Below are 17,150 nucleotides of genomic sequence, written 5' to 3'. Positions count from 1 at the left end.
TCTCGTCTTTACCAGACCGTGTCATTAGTGATGATATCGTGGTAGATGATGTGACGAGCGAAACCAAGCACGCCTTGAGGTTCCCACAATTGGTGTTGGGGATGATCGCGATCTTTGTATATGTAGGTGTGGAAGTATCTACAGCGAGTAACCTTCCGGCCTATCTTGAAAAAGACCTGGGCTTCCTGACAAAAGATGTAGCGCCTTATATTTCGCTATACTGGGCCAGCCTTATGATCGGTCGTTGGACAGGTGCTGTTGGCGCTTTCACCAGCAATAAAACCAACCAAACCATTCTTAAATTTATCGCTCCATATGCGGCATTCGCAGTATTCCTGGGCGTCAATGCGTTGATGGACCATGATTTGGCGCCATTCTATGTGTATGCTGCACTGATCTTGGTGTTGGTATTTGCGGACATCTTAAGTAAAGGCAATCCTGCGAAGATGCTATTGCTTTTTGCGTCGCTTGGCATTGTAGCGCTGGTCATCGGCATGTCCACCAGCGGCACGGTCAGTGTATATGCATTTACCAGTGTCGGATTGTTCTGTAGTACGCTTTGGCCATGTATCTTTACGTTAGCGATCAGCGGTTTGGGCAAAAGCACGAACCAGGGAAGTAACTTCCTGATCATGATGATTATGGGTGGTGGTATTGTAAGCTGGATCCAAGGGTTTGTTGCCGATTCCACAAGCATTCACATGAGTTATGTTGTAGGCGTAGTTTGTTTCGCTTATCTCGCATTTTACGCCATTAGGGTGGGGAGTATTCTTAAAAAACAAGGGATTACATTTGACCAACCTGTTTCAGGCGGTCATTAATAAATTTTATATCCAAATGAAAGCCCTGGCACTGCGCCGGGGCTTTTTTTATGCGTTTATAGCAGGTCGGAAGGAGAAATAGCCATTAAAATCTTGCGAATGTGGAAAGATTTGTTGCCGGTGGCGAGAGATTGGTTGCCGGTGATGAGAGATTTGTTGCCGGCGGCAAAAGATTCGTTGCCGGTGGCAAAAGATTTGTTGCCGGTGGGGAAAGATGCACTGCCGGTGGGAAACGCCTGGCAAAAATACCCTGTAGCGGGTATTGTGTGGGGAATTGGGGAGGGGTATATTGGGGCGGTGGAAGTGGGAGATAAGCGCGGATTATAAATTTGGGTTATCCGAGTTTTGTTTTACGCCTTCTATGCGTTGTGTTCACGAGCGTGACGCTCGCGCAAGCGGGGGCAACCATTTAGCTGAAAGTTAGAAGAATCTCGAAATCCTTAATTTGTACTACAAAATCAACAACAATGAGCATATTAAATACACATATACTTCACCCTACCCTCAATGATGATAATTTAATATCCCTTTTTAAAGACATCTATGATGGAAAGGTGATTCTTTTTTTGGGGGCCGGAACGTCTGTTACTGAAGAAAAAAAATTTCTTAGTAAAGAGTTATTGGAGTACTATCGTATTGAGAATAGTGTGCCCTACGACGCTAACGGAGATATTGTAGACTTTGTTGATAAAGTCTTTTCTCTACCGAACTACGACCGAAAAGATTTTGACACAAAAATTGTTCAAAAGCTAAAGAGTTTGAAATATGAGGAACAACATAAGATTATGTTGGAAATTCCATGGATATCGATAATTACTTCAAACGTTGATTTGCTTCTTGAAAATGCTATAGAGAATATGCAGCAAGAAAGTGAATTTCAAGTTGTAAAAAATGCTTATGAACTCAGAAAAATTGGACATTCGGATAAAACATTGATCGTAAAGCTTCACGGGTGTATTTCTGACGCGAGCAAATATCCTTTATTGTTTTCCACCCAAGATTTTATAAAGAATAAGTCATTTTACGATTTAATTTTTAACAATTTAAAGCAACAAAGTCCGGAAATTAAGATACTATTTGTTGGCTATTCATTCGCAGATGAATTCGGAAAATTATTTTTGAATAACTTTTCTACCAATTTTGACGAAAGAGGTTATTTCGTTGCCGATCCGTTTTTAGACACCAATGATTTTAATTTAGGTTATTTACAATCGAAAAACATCGTAGGCATAAAGTCTTCTGCAAAAGAACTTTTTAAGTTATACTCGGACTGGCAGTTAAAAAACTCTACGGCACGAGGTAAAATTTCAAATACATTTAACTATCTAAATCTAAGCAGTTATTTACAGATAAAATTGAAACCGTTTTTACGTCCCTTAAATAAAAATTACGAAAGTAAAAACATTACCTCAAAAAATTACTATTTAGGAGAAGAGCCTAATTATAATGTGATTAAAAACAATTTTGACGTTATTAAGCAAAGCAAATTGGGGAATGTCATTCAGAAAATTGATGAGATTTTCGCAAACTCTAGTCGCGATATTTGCCCGATGATATTTCTCAAAGGAAGCTACGGAACCGGAAAAACTACGTTTACATATAGGTTTATAGAATCGTACGTTCAACAGAGACCTGATACTTTGGCATTTGAAATTTATGATTTAATGCGATTCGACGAAAGAGTTGTTGCTGAAATGATCGAAAGTTTCCCTGTAGGAAGAAAAATAATTTTTTATTCCTCAAATACTGAATTAGATCTAAATTTTAAAAAGTCAAGAGAAATTCAATCACGTATTAGCGCTAATCAGTTCCAAGGCAAGAACATCATATTTGTCCAATCTATTAGAGAGAATATTTTGGAAGTATATAAACGAAAGTTGAATTTAAAAAACGAGATAATTGAAATGAATATAGATTCTGTCTTTAATGATTTTGAGCTTGGATTATTTATAGATAGACTGAATACTAACGAATTAATTTCAATTAGAAGCGAAAAGGAAAAAGTTGAGTTAATAAACGAAATTAAAATTAAATTTAATAATTCAGCTGACCAGTTTCTAATACTTTTGGAATATATAGAAAAAGGCAAGCATATCAATTCAATAACGGATACGTACAGAAATTTCGAAAATTCAGCTACTAAGCTTGCGTTTGTAAACACGTGCCTGTTATATCAGTATGGAATTAAAATGCCGGTTGCATTACTGAAAGAAATTATTAATATTTCATGGGAGCAATTTATTGAACAAGTTATAAAGGTTGACGGTAAAGGTATATTTATCCAAGAAACTTATCAGCCCGAAAATTTTCTAGAGACAGATTTATATTTCCGTATAAAACACCCTATAATAGCGCAAAGATTTGTAGAAAAAACTCTTTCCCAAAAAGACGTTCGAAAAAAAATAGACTTGATTTGTCAAGAACTTCCTCCAAACGAGTCCTCAGTTTACGTTTTTATTAACTTAGTAAAATCGTTTATAAATTCACAATGTTTTGACAATGCATTTATTTATCGTCTGTACGACTTAGCATATACCAATCTTAAAAACTTCCCATATTTTATCCTTAACTACGCAAGCAATTTAAAATATAGAGGTGATCTTCAGTCGTTGTATAAAGCATTGGAAATTATTGAAGAAAACGAAGATTCCGAAGTTTCTGATTATAATATTTTTTATCGAAACTCAAATTTTATTCATCGTAAGGCTTCTATCTATTTTGAGCTTGCAAAAATCAAATTTGATGATGACCCTCTTCTTTCGGCTGAATACGCAATAGAAGCTGAAGATTTGTTTCAAATTAAAGAAAATATGGATCCTCAATCTATTCATAGTTATCGTGATTATCTCCATTTTTTATATTGGAAATTAAATAGATGGAGTTTAAACGAGGAAGAAAAAATCAGTCTCGAATTTACAATTAGAAACCTTGTAAAAAAGTCAAAGGAAAATCTATTACAAGGGCTTTACTTAATCAATAAAGTATCAGCCCTCCTAATCGATAAAAATCTCAAAAATTCGTTTGCATTAGGTGAAAGAGTGGATAAACTATTAGGTGACAAAGAAACAAGACCATATGGTTTACTTTTGCAATTAGATCTGAATCAGGTTTCTAGAAACGCGTATATTCCAGAAGATGAGCTAATCGCAGAGTTGGAGCACAATTCCCATGTTTACGATGTGTCACTTTTCCTTTTTAATTATTATTCAAAAAAATTGAATTTTTACACTTATCGCATCAAATTCTTTGAAATTTTGAAAGACAGCCAAAGTCTACAAAAACGGGAATCTTTAAATGTACTTTTTTATAATTTTATAGCGGAGTCATATTCTTTTAGATTTAAAGATGCAATAAATTACCTTAAAGATTTAAAGAAATTCTACCCAGGCGCAACTCGTAGAAACAGAATTTATTGGCTAGAAAGTGATTCAGAGAATGAGAGAATTTTTGAAGGTAAAATAATGGTACGGGAGAAAAATTATTATTTTAAATCAATCGAAACCGGAGGTGAACTTAAGGCGAAAATCAAGCTTGATTCTGGCACCACAAGTTTAGAAGTAAATCAAACTTGTAAGGCAAAAATATATTTTAATTATAATGGATATAATGCTGTTATATTGCAAGCGGCGTTAGATATTAAAGTAGTCTTGAATTCAGTCGAACTTGTATGATTTAGATGCAAATAGAAATTAGCCAGATCGTGCGGATTTGCAATCCGTGCCCGCATAGCATATTTAAGTAATACATTAGAATAATGGCAAAGTTTGTCAGGACGTCCCGAAGCTTCGGGAGCAAATCTGCGCGTTACTCCTGAGAACTTTCAGCGTACCCTATAAATGCTTTTTTCAGTCGCTGACATGCGTGCGAAGATCCCTCGTGCCTCGGGATGACAAAGCCCTGGGGGGAAGTCATGAGTCGTATGAACGGATGCTGGGTGGAGGCCGATTGCGGGGGTGTTTTGTGGGCAGGCTTGAGGGGTGTGGTGGATGTGCGGTTTTTTCCATAACTTCGTTTTCAACAGCGTTGTCAGCACGTCCCGAAGCTTCGGGAGCAAATCCGCGCCAACTGTCCTGGCCACCTTTAGCAGGAACCACGTTTCAAACAAAAGTGATTCGTACCTTTGTGCATGGAAATTTAGTTTTCTATCCTGGGCATTTCGGCGGGAATGTAAATGGGCACAGCATTTAAAGTACAACAATATAATAATCACAATGATTTCAGGCAATATACAAAAGGCAATTGCAATATTAAATCAAAACGATTTGATAGCCATTCCTACAGAGACGGTTTATGGTTTGGCGGGCAACATTTATAGCGAAGCGGCGATTTCCAAAATTTTCGCAATGAAAAACCGCCCGTTGTTTAATCCGTTGATTGTGCACATCCACCATATCAGTCAGTTGGAGCAATTGACCCGTTACATCCCTGACAAAGCGCTTGTACTGGCGAAGGCTTTCTGGCCGGGTGCTATGACCTTGGTTTTAAAAAAGAATTCACAAGTCCCTGATTTGATTACTGCCGGGAAAGATTCGGTAGCGATACGGATGCCCAATCATCCGGTTGCATTGGCGTTGTTGGAACAGTTGCGTTTTCCGCTGGCAGCTCCCAGTGCCAATCCTTTTGGCTGTATCAGCCCCACAAAGGCCATACACGTCGAAGAATATTTTGGCGATACACTTCGCATGGTACTGGATGGCGGCGATTGCGAAAGCGGTGTCGAGTCGACCATTGTCGGATTTGAAGGCGATGAACCCATTTTATACCGATTGGGTGCCATTTCGGTTGAGGATATCGCAGCTGTAGTCGGTTCGGTCAACATTAAAAACAAGGAGGAAACCACTCCGGATGCGCCGGGAATGCTTTTGAAACACTACGCGCCATTAACAACTACTCACTTAACGACAGATTTAAACGAAAGCATCAAGTCATTTGCGCATCAGAAAATCGGGCTTTTATTGTTCTCAAAAAAGATTGACGATCCTCAAATCGTCCACCAGGAAATTTTATCAGAAAATAATGATTTGAAAGAGGCAGCAACCTATTTGTATGCTGCGATGCATCGGTTGGATAAGCTCAACCTGGATGTTATTATTGCAGAACGGGTCCCTGATATTGGACTGGGAAAAACAATTAATGACCGGTTGGAACGTGCTACAAAAAAATAAATTTATACTGTAAAAGTGACGGGGTGTGTTTGCGCAGTCCCTTCACAACGCTTCTCGATACGATTTCCTCCGCAGGCTTCGGAAATCACTCGAAGTGACGGGGGTGTGGTAACCCGAGTGGCCGATTATCACGCCATGCTCTTTATCATTATTAAGTTGAAATAAAACATTAATTTTATTCTAACAATTTGTATCCAACGCCATTAATCAATTATAAACGCCATGAAACTTTCCTATGTTTACATTTTAAAATGCGCAGATGAGACGTATTACACCGGAGTTAGTTCAAACCTTGAACAACGCCTTTATCAACATCAATGCGGATTTTTCCCAGGGTGTTATACTTTTAAAAGAAGACCGGTTGAACTTGTATTCTATTGTGATTTTACTGACATTACTTTAGCAATTAGCACAGAAAAGCAGATTAAAAAGTGGTCGCGCAGTAAAAAGGAAGCGCTTATTGAAGGGCGATATGATGATTTGCCTAATCTTGCAAAGAAGAAATTTAAATAGAAGTTGGTTTTTAAAGCTGAATACACATATTAATCGGACGTCCGTCACTTCGAGTGATTTAGTAAACCTAAAATGCTAATTTTAGGTTTGGTAAATTGTATCGAGAAGCCCGTGAAAGAAAGTCCCTCTACAACGCTTATCGATACGATTTCCTCCGCAGGCTTCGGAAATCACTCGAAGTGACGGGGGTGTGGGGCAGTGCTTAAAAGTTATTCCGGAACCAGACTTTCTGCCACTCGCGCTTTAGGATCAGGAAGGCAACCTGGCCGGCCAGTTCAGCAATGTCGGAGCCGTCGAGTTTTTTGATTTCGGTTTCATTGACGTCGATGATGTACAGCAGGTTCAGGTATTCGGCAAACTTGTACTGGATCATGCGGTACACCTTTTCGTGCAGCTGGATCTTGAGTTCGTCGGGGCTGGTGCTGAGCGGAAAGTCAATGCCTTCGTTGGCGAGATTAAAGTCCTTGTTGATTTGCTCAATCAGCTTGGTGTAAAGCGACTGTCCCTGGGCTTCGGTCAGCAAGGCATCGGTGTTGGCTGGGGCGACAAACATCAGACGTTCCTTCCCATTAAGTTCTCGCCAAACGCGCGGAGCATGGCTTTCTTGTCGTCGGAGATGTGCATCTGTTCCAGCGTATCGAACGCATTCAAAGTGTAATCGCGGATCGCGTCGCGCGTGGCTGCGGAAGCGCCCGAGTTTTCGAAAATGATTTTCACGGATTCGATTTTGTCGGCATTGTCCGCCGGGTGTATGGAGTACAGATGCATGAGCTGCTGCGCTTCCTCTGGGTTGGAGAATTCGATGGCCTTTAAGTACAAATAGGTTTTTTTGTTTTCGATGATGTCGCCACCCACTTGTTTGCCGAACGTTTCCGGGTCGCCAAACGCATCGAGGTAATCGTCCTGCAGCTGGAACGCGAGGCCCAGGTTCAATCCGAATTCATAAATCAGCCTGCAATTTTCGGGTGTGGTTTCCGCGATGATCGCACCCATCTGCAATGCCGCGGCAACAAGGACAGCGGTTTTGCATTCAATCATCTTCAGGTATTCGGGAATGGTCACGTTTTCGCGCGTCTCAAAGTCGACATCGAGTTGCTGCCCTTCGCACACTTCAATGGCAGTGCGGCTGAAGAGTTTCGCCAGGTCGCGGAACACGGCGGGCTCGTATTGCTCGAAATACTGGTAGGCGAGGATCAGCATCGCATCGCCGGAAAGGATCGCGGTGTTCGTATTCCATTTTTCATGAACGGTCTCGTGGCCGCGGCGCAGCGGTGCGTCGTCCATGATGTCGTCGTGTACGAGTGAAAAGTTGTGGAACACTTCCACGGCCAATGCGGCGGGCAGTGCTTTTGTACAGTCGGTGTCAAATACTTCAGCGGCCATCAATGTCAGTAGTGGTCGCATCCGTTTGCCGCCAAGGCTGATGATGTAGGCAATGGGTTCGTATAAATTGTATGGGGTCCTGCGGAACTGCTGCTCGCCGATGTATGCACTAATGAGTCCCTGGTATTCGCTGATGGAATGCATGAAATAAATTTTCGCTAATTTACTTTATTCGTGCGTGATGGCAATGCTGATGCTGTTGCGAAATGTTAAATAAATGTAAATACTTTGGAAACTATTTTTGTGTTTAAAGTTTCCATTGTAGTTTTGCCAAAAATTTTAACAGTGGAGAATCCAAGAGATAAGATTGTACAGCGCGCGTCGGATTTATTCCTGAGGCTTGGTTTCAAGAGTATTACGATGGACGACATCGCCGCTGATATGGGGATTTCTAAAAAGACGATTTACAAATATTTTGAAAACAAGGAGCTGCTGATTGAGGCGAGCACGGATTTTGTGCAGATAAAAGTCAGCGAAGCGCTCGAGGAAATCCTATCGCAGAACCACAATCCGGTGCAGGAAAATTTTGAGATACGCCGGATGTTTGATGCGTTGTTCCAAACGGCACAAACGTCCCCATTATACCAGTTGAAAAAGCATTATCCTGAGATCCATGCCAAGGTAATGGATTGCCAAAACCGGGAATGCAACCGATTTATAAGGGCCAACATAGAGAAAGGCATTGCGCAGGGCTACTACCGCAGCGACATTAACGTGGAACTGAACATGCGTTTTTATTATATGCTGATTTTTAGCATCAATGAAAACACGATACTCGAACAGGACACCAGGGACATGGAGCTTTCGGCACTGGAATACCATACCCGCGCACTGGCCACGCCAAAAGGGCTCGCAGAATTAGAAAAACACTTGTCAAACACCTAAATATATATAACCATCACATGAGAAAACTGAATTTAATAATCACCGTACTGTTGTTTGCGTTGTCCGCAAGGGGACAGGACAAGGCAAAGGAAAGCTACGCGTTCAGCCTCGAGCAGGCGATCGCACATGCTTTGGAACACAATTACGCGGCCATCAATGCCAACAGGGATATTGATGCGGCGAAACAAAAGAAGTGGGAGACCACGGCGAGCGGGCTTCCGCAGATCAATGCCGGGGTAGATTACCAGAATAATTTTGAACTGCAGAAATCTATTGTGCCCGCAGAATTTTTTGGTGGCGCTCCCGGCCAGTTTATCGAAGTGGCTTTTGGGACCAAGCACACCATGAATACCCATGCTACACTGAGCCAGCTGATTTTTGACGGTTCGTACATCGTAGCCCTTCAGGCGTCCAAAACGTACCTGCAGTATTACCAGAACGCAAAGCAGAGGAGCAATACAGAGATCCGGGAGATGGTCACTAATGCCTATGGCAACGTGCTGCTCGCTGAGGAAAGCATCGCCGTGTTGCAGAAAAACAAGTCGATTCTTACGAAAACCCTGAACGACACCCAGGAAACATTCAAGAACGGCCTCATCGAAGAAGAGAATGTGGAGCAATTGCAAATTACGCTTGCTTCTGTAAACAGCAACCTAAACAACACCACGCGGTTGCGCGATATCGCATACAATATGCTCAAGATTGCTTTGGGTATTGATATCAATGACGAGCTGCAGCTTACAGACAAACTGGACAGCCTCACAGTGAGTAACCTTGACCTTGCGCTGACGGGTACGGAATTCAATGTGAACAACAACATCGATTACCTGATCGCGAAGAACTTCACCGAACAACGGCAGCTCGAATATAAATTGCAGCGCAGCAAAGCCTTGCCGACGCTTTCTGCGAATGTAAATTTTGGGTACAATGCGTTCAACGACCAATTCGGCTTTTTCCAAAAGGACCAAAAATGGCTTAATTATTCCAACCTTGGCGTGAGCCTGAACGTACCGATTTTCAGCAGTTTTGCGAGAAGCGCGCGGACACAGCAGGCAAAGATTGCCTACGAGCAGTCTATGACGCAGCTTACCGAAGCGGAGCAGCAGCTAAAATTGCAGTATGAGAGAGCCAAAAGCGAGTATGAGTTCAGCGTGGAGGAGTTCAACACCTCAAAATCAAACCTGAACCTTGCCGAGCGGATTGAGAACAAACAACAGATTAAATTCACCGAGGGACTTTCCTCAAGTTTTGATTTCAGCGAAGCACAGCGCCAATTGTATACCGCGCAGCAAAACTACCTCCAATCGATGGTAGATGTCATCAACAAGAAAGCCGCACTGGAAAAAATAACCAACAACAAAAAATAAACCTAACATAACTCCATCATAATGAAGAAAATAATTTTAATATCCGCATTATCGCTTGCCCTCTTTTCGTGTGGCAAAAGTGATGATTCTGTTGACGGGATCATCAAGTCCGGGAAAATTGAAGCCATGAAAAGCAAGCGCGCTGCGCTTCAGGCTGATCTCACGAAGATCGACCAGGCGCTGGCTTTAAAAGAAGGCAAGAAAGAAGAAGTCCTCGTTGCCGTGACTACGGTCAAAGACACTGTTTTTACGCATTACCTTGAAATCCAGGGTAACGTAGATACGCAGCAAAACGTGCTGTTGCAGCCGGAGATGCCGGGAACACTCGTGACATTGAATGCCAAAGCGGGCCAACGTGTTTCAAAAGGACAGGTCCTTGGAAAAATAGACGACGGCGGCCTGAGCCAACAGGTAGCACAATTGGAAAACCAATACGAGTTGGCGAAAACAACTTACGAAAGGCAAAAACGCCTTTGGGACCAAAAGATCGGTTCTGAAATCCAGTTTTTACAGGCGCAGACACAAATGGTAAGCGCACAGAAAATGGTCAACCAGACGAAAGCCCAATTGTCAAAAACACTGATTAAGGCGCCTTTCGCGGGTACTATAGACGGGGTTTTTGTTGAAAGGGGTGAAGTGGTGTCGCCAAGTGCCAAAGGCCTGATGCGCGTGGTCAACCTTGGAAACCTTTACATTTCCACAAGTGTTCCGGAAAGTTATATCGGAAAATTGAGAGTGGGAACTATTGTTGATGTGGAGATTGGCGCTTTGGGGAAAACCTACGTTGGGAAAGTACGCCAGATTGCGAACAGCATTAATCCCGAAAACAGGAGCTTTGATATCGAAGTGAGCATCCCAAATCCGGACAACCTCCTGCGCCCTAACCAGGTGGCCAAACTGAAAATCATCGATTACAGCAACAAAACGGCGCTGGTCGTTCCGACGAATGTGATCCAGAAAGACGGCGAAAACAACCAGTACGTGTTTGTCGCGTCAGACATCAAAGGAAAAACAGCAGTAGCCAAAAAGGTCGTGGTGAAAACCGGACAGTCGGCAAACAATATGACCGAGATTTTGGGCGGGCTTAATCCCGATGACGTCATTGTTACCGAAGGTGCCAATACGATTTCTGAAGGAATGAAACTGAATTTCTAAATTGTTTGGGGCAATCATTTCGCTGCAAACGAAACGGAAAGCCTTAAGCCAAAATCAAAAAAAATGAGTCATAAAAAACACGAATTCAGTATATCCAGCTGGGCGGTAGACAATCGGGTTACCGTCTATATCTTCACCATATTGATCGTCATTACCGGTGTGATTGCCTATGTCACCATGCCGCGTGAGGACTTTCCGGAGATTATTGAGAATAAGATTTACGTTTCTTCGGTTTTCCCGGGTAACTCTGCGGAAGACGTTGAGAAACTGATCATCAAGCCGCTTGAAAAGGAAATCAAGAACATCAGCGGTGTCGAGAAAATCACATCGAGCTCGTTCCAGGACTATGGAATGATCGTAATCGAATTTGCTGACAAAGTCACTATCGAACAGGCCAAAGAGAAAACGAAGGATAAAGTTGACCTTGTAAAAGCAGATACCGATTGGCCTAACCTTGACAACGGTGGAAAAGTAGAGCCAAGCGTATTTGAGCTGAACATTTCAGAAGAGGTGCCTATCCTGAACATCAACCTGCAGGGAAATTATACGACGCAGCAGCTTAAGGATTACGGCAAACTGCTTCAGGATGACATTGAAGAAATCCCTGAAGTCAAAAAGGTAGACATCCTCGGTGTTGATGATAAGGAAGTGGAGATTGCTGTGGATATCTTCAAGATGACCGCAGCCCAGGTTTCTTTCGACGAAATCCAGAATGCGGTGCGGAATGAGAACATGACGCTTTCAGGGGGGAACTTAATTTCACAGGGATCGCGCAACAACATCCGGATCATCGGCGAAATCAAGGATCCGAAAGAACTGGAGAATATTATCGTGAAGTCGTTTGGGGGTACTGTATACCTCAAAGATATTGCAACCGTCAGCTTTAAGGAAAAGGAAAAAACCACTTATGCCCGCGAAAGAGGGAAAGAGGTGGTGATGCTGAGCGTGAAAAAACGTTCGGGACAAAATATGATTTCGGCGATTGACCAGGTGAAGGAAAGACTCGAAAAAGCCAAAGAGGCCTATTTACCTGCAGATTTGCAGCTTCAGTTGACAAACGACCAGTCGTCGCGTGTGGAACACCAGGTCGATGAACTTTCGAATCACATCATCTTCGGGATTATCCTCGTGATGATCGTGTTGATGTTCACGATGGGACTGCGCAATTCATTGTTTGTGGGGGCGGCCATCCCGCTGTCGATGATGATTGCGTTCAGTATATTGTCTGCCGCCGGACTGACATTGAATACGATGGTGCTTTTCGGACTGGTCATGGGACTCGGGATGCTTGTGGATGACGGAATCGTTGTTGTCGACAACGTATTTGCGAATATGAAAAAAGGAATGAACCGCTATGATGCTTCAAAAATCGGAATCGGGGAAATTGCCTGGCCGGTTATCTCCTCTACCGCGACTACCTTGATGGCCTTCCTGCCGTTCCTGCTATGGCCGGGTACAATGGGTAAATTCATGAAATATTTCCCAATTACTTTGACCGTGACTTTAACCGGTTCATTGTTCGTGGCGATGGTGATCAACGCTGCCATGACTGGGGGTTCTATGGATATTGAGGACAGGAATGTTACCAAAAGGTCCGCTAAAAGATACTCCATCATTTTTACGGTCCTGGCGGTTTTGTTTGTGGTTTTAGGTAATGTATATGAGTCAAAATTGATGCGCGGGATAGGGCATTTGTCCATCATTGCCTTTGTATTTATGTGGTTGTATAAGATTAGGATTTACAAATGGACGCAGGACTTCCAACATAGCTTCTTTCCAAAGATGGAAGAGCGTTACAAGCGTTTTCTGGCGAGGATCTTAACAGGCCGTAATGCCTGGTTTGCATTGCTTGGCATCATTGGCATGTTATTTTTATCGTTTGTGTTGCTGGGTGTATTCCCAAGGAAAGTATTGTTTTTCCCGGATAATATCCCGAACCAGGTCATCGTGTATATTGAGTATCCACAAGGTACCGATATCAGCAAGACCAATACGGCCACGACATTTGTTGAGAAACAGGTGATTGACATCCTGAAGAAATACGTCGACCCCAAGACAGATAAAAATTACCTCGCCGAATCAATCGTCTCACAAGTGGGCATTGGTGCAGGAAATCCAAATGTGGATGCAGGCTCTTCGTCTGAAACACCATACAAAGGAAAAGTCACGGTCAATTTCTCCGAGTTTAAATTCAGGCGCGGCATCAACACCGCCGATATCCTTGAGGAAGTGCGCGGAAAAGTGAAAGGGATTCCCGGGGCGTCGGTGATTGTAGAGAAAGATGCGAACGGACCACCGGCCGGTTATCCGATCAGCGTGCAGCTTACCGGGATGGATTATGACCAGATGCTTAAGGAAGCGGACAAGATGATTGCGTTCATCAACGCAAAGAACATTCCCGGAATTGAGCGCCTGCAGGTTGATGTCAATAAGGAAAGTCCGGAGCTTCAGGTAAAAGTGGACCGTGTGAATGCGGGAAGCCTTGGGGTATCGACTGGACAACTAGGATTTAACCTGCGCCGATCAGTTTATGGACAGGAAATCTCAACTTTTAAGGAAGGTGACGACGACTACAATATCGTAATGCGGATGCAGGAAGACCAGCGCAAAAACGAAAGTGTGCTGTTCAACCAGTCCCTGACGTTCCGCAACCAGAACAATGGACAAATTGTACAGGTACCTATTTCCGGGGTTTCCACCACCGAGAAAACGCAAACGTACAACATGATCAAACGGAAAAACCAAAAACGCATTATGACGATTTATTCGAATGTGCTTACGGGTTACAATGGTGATGAAATTACGAAGGAAATTGCAGCCGACCTGGGCAGTTATAAAATGTCAAACGGCGTCAGTTATTCTTTCTCCGGTGTACAGGAAGAACAGGGTAAAAACCAAAGTTTCCTGATGTATGCGTTGTTTCTTGCTTTGGCAGGAATTATGATCATTATTGTACTGCAGTTTAACTCGGTATCGAAGACGGTCGTAATCTTATTTACGGTGTTGCTCAGCTTCAGTGGGGTGTTCTACGGCTATATTATTGCCAACATGGATTTCGTAATCCTGATGACCATGATGGGAATCATCTCGCTGGCGGGAATCGTGGTCAAGAACGGAATCGTTCTGATGGACTTCTTCGTCCTGCTATTGGACGAGAAAGTACACATCAATGATGTACAGTCCCACGACGACCTGACGCTCGACGAAATCAAAGAAGTGATTATCGAATCCGGAAAATCGCGTCTGCGTCCGGTATTGTTGACGGCGTTAACAGCGGTGCTTGGATTGATTCCGCTGGCGATCGGACTCAACTTTGACTTCTTCTCGCTGATCACCGATTTGAATCCGCACGTTTTTATCGGTGGGGACAATGTGATCTTCTGGGGGCCATTGGCCTGGACGATTATTTTCGGACTTACGTATGCTACGGTATTGACGCTGGTCATGGTGCCGGTGATGTTCTTTTTGGTGAAACGTACGAAGTACTGGCTTAGAGACAGGAGGAATAAGCGACTGGCTTTAGAACAGGAATAGAAATAGAAAAGCGCCTTTTAAGGCGCTTTTTTTAATTTCCCTGCTGAAGTTTTTTTACCATATCGAGATGGTTTTCTAACGCAGTCAGGTATTTCTGCGCAAATTCTTTTGTGGCAGCGTCATCAAATTCAGAAGCCTTCTTGTACTGTTTTACATCGCGCTTATGATCAATTTTGATCATGCGAAGAAACCTGCGGTCAAATTGCTTTCCGCGTAAAGTGCCGAGCTTCTGCAATGCTTTGCTTTTCTTCTCGCTGATGCTGCCCGGAAGTGTAATGTTTTTCGAGGCGGCCAGGCGCTGTAAATCGGCGTAGAGCATTTCCTGGTCTTTGACAAGCCGGGTTCCATAATCGCGTATTTCCTGAGTGCTGCCGTACCCTGCAGCAAGGCGTCCTTCCTGCGTGTCCATCAAACTTGAATCAGCCATTTTGATTATGAAGACAGGGGCGTCATTTGAAGGCTCTGCCTGGGCGGTGCCTACGAGTGAAGCCGACAAAGCCATAAAGAATAGTATTTTTTTCATCCGTTTAAGTTTTCCGTAAAAGTAGTGTGGCACTATAATTTATATTTTACAGGATATCCTTAAATTCATGCAAGTTTACGCCATAAAAAAAGCCGCTCAAGGGAATGAGCGGCTTTGTTTTAGTATGATTTTCTCTAGTTTCTGTTTACAATGGCTTCCTGTTTCCAGTTTTTCACTGCAGCAACACGGCTGTCAGAATAGTCGACTTCGCTTAATGCGCCGTCGTTCCAGAAAAACCATTTTCCTGTTTTGACGCCGTCAGTATATTCACCAATGGCGGTTTTGTTGCCATTCACATCGTACGCAATCCATTTGCCGTGAACTTTTCCGTCTTTATAGAAACCTTCCTGGCTTACTTTTCCGTTTTCATAGTAGTAGGTAGACTTTACCATTTGTCCTACCACCTCATTTTTTGGTTCTGTATGTTGTGCAAAGCCCATTCCTGAGATCAGTATGGCTGCGGTCAGCATCAATTTTTTCATAGCTTTGGGTGTTAAGCGGTTAATAATTTCATAACAAATATATAAATTAATTTACACTAAAAAAACTTTCGCTTAACAATTTGGTAACATTAGAAAAAACTTAACATTGGAACATAAAAAAGCCGGTAATTTCTTACCGGCTCTTGTCATCAATTTGTACGTCTATTTCAAAAACGTATTTAGATATTGTTCCAACTGTTGTGATGAAGGCCTTGGAGCGTCCGGATTCACTATTTTTCCATCAGGTCCAATCAGGATGAATCTTGGGATTCCATCGATGCCGTAAGCCCTGACGAAATCTGAATTCCAGTCTTTGTCTGCCAGGAGTTGTGTGCCGCCCAAAGCTTTCTCCGTGACAAACGTTTTCCATTTGTCCGTGTTTTTCAGTTCATCAATCGAAATACTGACAAACTCAATATTCTTTCCTTTAAGGGATTCTTCCGCTTTTTTCAGGAAGGGAATTTCACCGCGGCAAGGACCGCACCAGGTTGCCCAGACATCTACATAAACATATTTGCCTTTAAAATCCTCCAATTTGGTTTTGCCGCCTTTGTGGTTCACGTAATCAAATGAAGGAGACGCGCTGCCAACAAGTTTCTCTTTGGCTTTTTGCTGTTCCGCTTCTTGTGCGGCCTGGGCTGCTATTTCTGCCGCCTCATCACTCATCTGCTTTTCGATAGCCGCCTTAAAATCCGGATCCAGGCCTTTTGTTTTGAGTTTTTCCACGACTTTCGCATTGTGTGCCGCAATTCCCTTGTCGAAATCTGCCTGGCTCTTGAACGATGCCATGGAGTTTTGGAATTCTTCCTCCATTAAACTTTTCTGGGCAAGAAAATTGTTTTCTGTAGCTCCTTTTCCGGTATAGACAATCGACTCATCGAATTGTTTGGCATCCATTGTCAACGTAAGGTCGTAACCTGGCTTCAGGTAAAGGTTCGTGATTTCCGTACCATCTCCCATCACGTACAATCCCGCAGGTGCTGCAAAAGAAGCGTTGAAAATGCCGTCTTTATCGATTGCGATTTCTTTCCTAAACTTATTCGCGCCGGAAATAAAAATCTTGTCCGAATTGCGGTTGGCAATCTTTGCTGTAAATTTTACGTCCTGGGCATTTACACCGCAAACGAACAGCAATAAAAGTAAACTTAGTTTTTTCATAAATAGTCGTTTATATTTTTGTCTACCAAATATATGTTTTTATTTTAAAAATTGGAAGTTTGTGGGTTCGGAACATCATAAGTTAAAACAACAATCTCAGAATCGGGCGATTTTCCACGGAACTTCCGATTTTACGAACTTCCGAACTTTTATTACTTTTCACT

Annotated in this window: 13 protein-coding genes and 1 pseudogene; 9 read left to right on the top strand and 5 right to left on the bottom strand. The window is 42.8% G+C overall.

Annotated elements, in window-relative coordinates; all coding sequences use genetic code 11:
• From CFE23_RS10235 to CFE23_RS10215, 5 genes and pseudogenes are all read left to right on the top strand, one after another.
• Nucleotides 1–821: pseudogene (locus tag CFE23_RS10235) on the top strand (MFS transporter); the annotation flags it as partial.
• Between the two features lie 99 nt (nt 822–920).
• Nucleotides 921–1,148 carry a hypothetical protein gene (locus tag CFE23_RS10230; protein ID WP_291087436.1) on the top strand — a complete coding sequence of 76 codons (228 nt, stop codon included), beginning with the start codon at nt 921–923 and terminating at the stop codon, nt 1,146–1,148.
• Between the two features lie 140 nt (nt 1,149–1,288).
• Nucleotides 1,289–4,492, top strand: a complete 3,204-nt coding sequence (locus CFE23_RS10225) for an SIR2 family protein (protein ID WP_291087426.1) — start codon at nt 1,289–1,291, stop codon at nt 4,490–4,492.
• 534 nt (nt 4,493–5,026) lie between these two features.
• Complete coding sequence (locus tag CFE23_RS10220) at nt 5,027–5,986, top strand: L-threonylcarbamoyladenylate synthase (RefSeq protein WP_291087495.1); 960 nt, start codon at nt 5,027–5,029, stop codon at nt 5,984–5,986.
• Between the two features lie 222 nt (nt 5,987–6,208).
• Nucleotides 6,209–6,499: a GIY-YIG nuclease family protein gene (locus tag CFE23_RS10215; protein WP_291087423.1), complete on the top strand. Its 291-nt coding sequence runs from the start codon at nt 6,209–6,211 to the stop codon at nt 6,497–6,499.
• 202 nt (nt 6,500–6,701) lie between these two features.
• On the opposite strand, the gene CFE23_RS10210 is transcribed toward CFE23_RS10215, so the two are convergent.
• Together CFE23_RS10210 and CFE23_RS10205 are read right to left on the bottom strand one after the other, a co-directional pair.
• Complete coding sequence (locus tag CFE23_RS10210) at nt 6,702–7,052, bottom strand: hypothetical protein (RefSeq protein WP_291087420.1); 351 nt, start codon at nt 7,050–7,052, stop codon at nt 6,702–6,704.
• On the bottom strand, nt 7,052–8,026 hold the full coding sequence (locus tag CFE23_RS10205; protein WP_291087417.1) for a polyprenyl synthetase family protein: 975 nt from the start codon (nt 8,024–8,026) through the stop codon (nt 7,052–7,054). The genes CFE23_RS10210 and CFE23_RS10205 overlap by 1 nt, the downstream gene beginning before the upstream one ends.
• 141 nt (nt 8,027–8,167) lie before the next feature.
• Here CFE23_RS10205 and CFE23_RS10200 point away from each other — a divergent pair, with 141 nt between their 5' ends.
• From CFE23_RS10200 to CFE23_RS10185, 4 genes are all read left to right on the top strand, one after another.
• On the top strand, nt 8,168–8,767 hold the full coding sequence (locus tag CFE23_RS10200; protein ID WP_291087415.1) for a TetR/AcrR family transcriptional regulator: 600 nt from the start codon (nt 8,168–8,170) through the stop codon (nt 8,765–8,767).
• 17 nt (nt 8,768–8,784) lie between these two features.
• Nucleotides 8,785–10,134: a TolC family protein gene (locus CFE23_RS10195; protein WP_291087412.1), complete on the top strand. Its 1,350-nt coding sequence runs from the start codon at nt 8,785–8,787 to the stop codon at nt 10,132–10,134.
• Nucleotides 10,135–10,155: 21 nt separating this feature from the next.
• The gene (locus CFE23_RS10190) at nt 10,156–11,289 is read left to right on the top strand and encodes an efflux RND transporter periplasmic adaptor subunit (RefSeq protein WP_291087410.1); all 1,134 of its coding nucleotides are present in this window, start codon (nt 10,156–10,158) and stop codon (nt 11,287–11,289) included.
• A 63-nt stretch (nt 11,290–11,352) separates the two neighbouring features.
• On the top strand, nt 11,353–14,823 hold the full coding sequence (locus CFE23_RS10185; protein WP_291087407.1) for an efflux RND transporter permease subunit: 3,471 nt from the start codon (nt 11,353–11,355) through the stop codon (nt 14,821–14,823).
• 31 nt (nt 14,824–14,854) lie between these two features.
• On the opposite strand, the gene CFE23_RS10180 is transcribed toward CFE23_RS10185, so the two are convergent.
• The 3 genes from CFE23_RS10180 to CFE23_RS10170 all read right to left on the bottom strand — a co-directional run bounded on the left by CFE23_RS10180 (nt 14,855) and on the right by CFE23_RS10170 (nt 16,986).
• On the bottom strand, nt 14,855–15,346 hold the full coding sequence (locus CFE23_RS10180; protein WP_291087404.1) for a DUF4142 domain-containing protein: 492 nt from the start codon (nt 15,344–15,346) through the stop codon (nt 14,855–14,857).
• Between the two features lie 134 nt (nt 15,347–15,480).
• Nucleotides 15,481–15,828, bottom strand: coding sequence for a membrane-binding protein (locus CFE23_RS10175; protein ID WP_291087401.1), 348 nt, complete (start codon nt 15,826–15,828; stop codon nt 15,481–15,483).
• A gap of 162 nt (nt 15,829–15,990) precedes the next feature.
• On the bottom strand, nt 15,991–16,986 hold the full coding sequence (locus CFE23_RS10170) for a TlpA disulfide reductase family protein (protein ID WP_291087398.1): 996 nt from the start codon (nt 16,984–16,986) through the stop codon (nt 15,991–15,993).
• Nucleotides 16,987–17,150 lie beyond the last annotated feature (164 nt).

Origin of the sequence: Flavobacterium sp. BFFFF1 (genome assembly GCF_002256285.1) — a bacterium.
Taxonomy (GTDB): Bacteria; Bacteroidota; Bacteroidia; order Flavobacteriales; family Flavobacteriaceae; genus Flavobacterium.
Note: the sequence above shows the minus strand (reverse complement) of the source record. Positions and strands in the feature narration are given on the sequence as shown.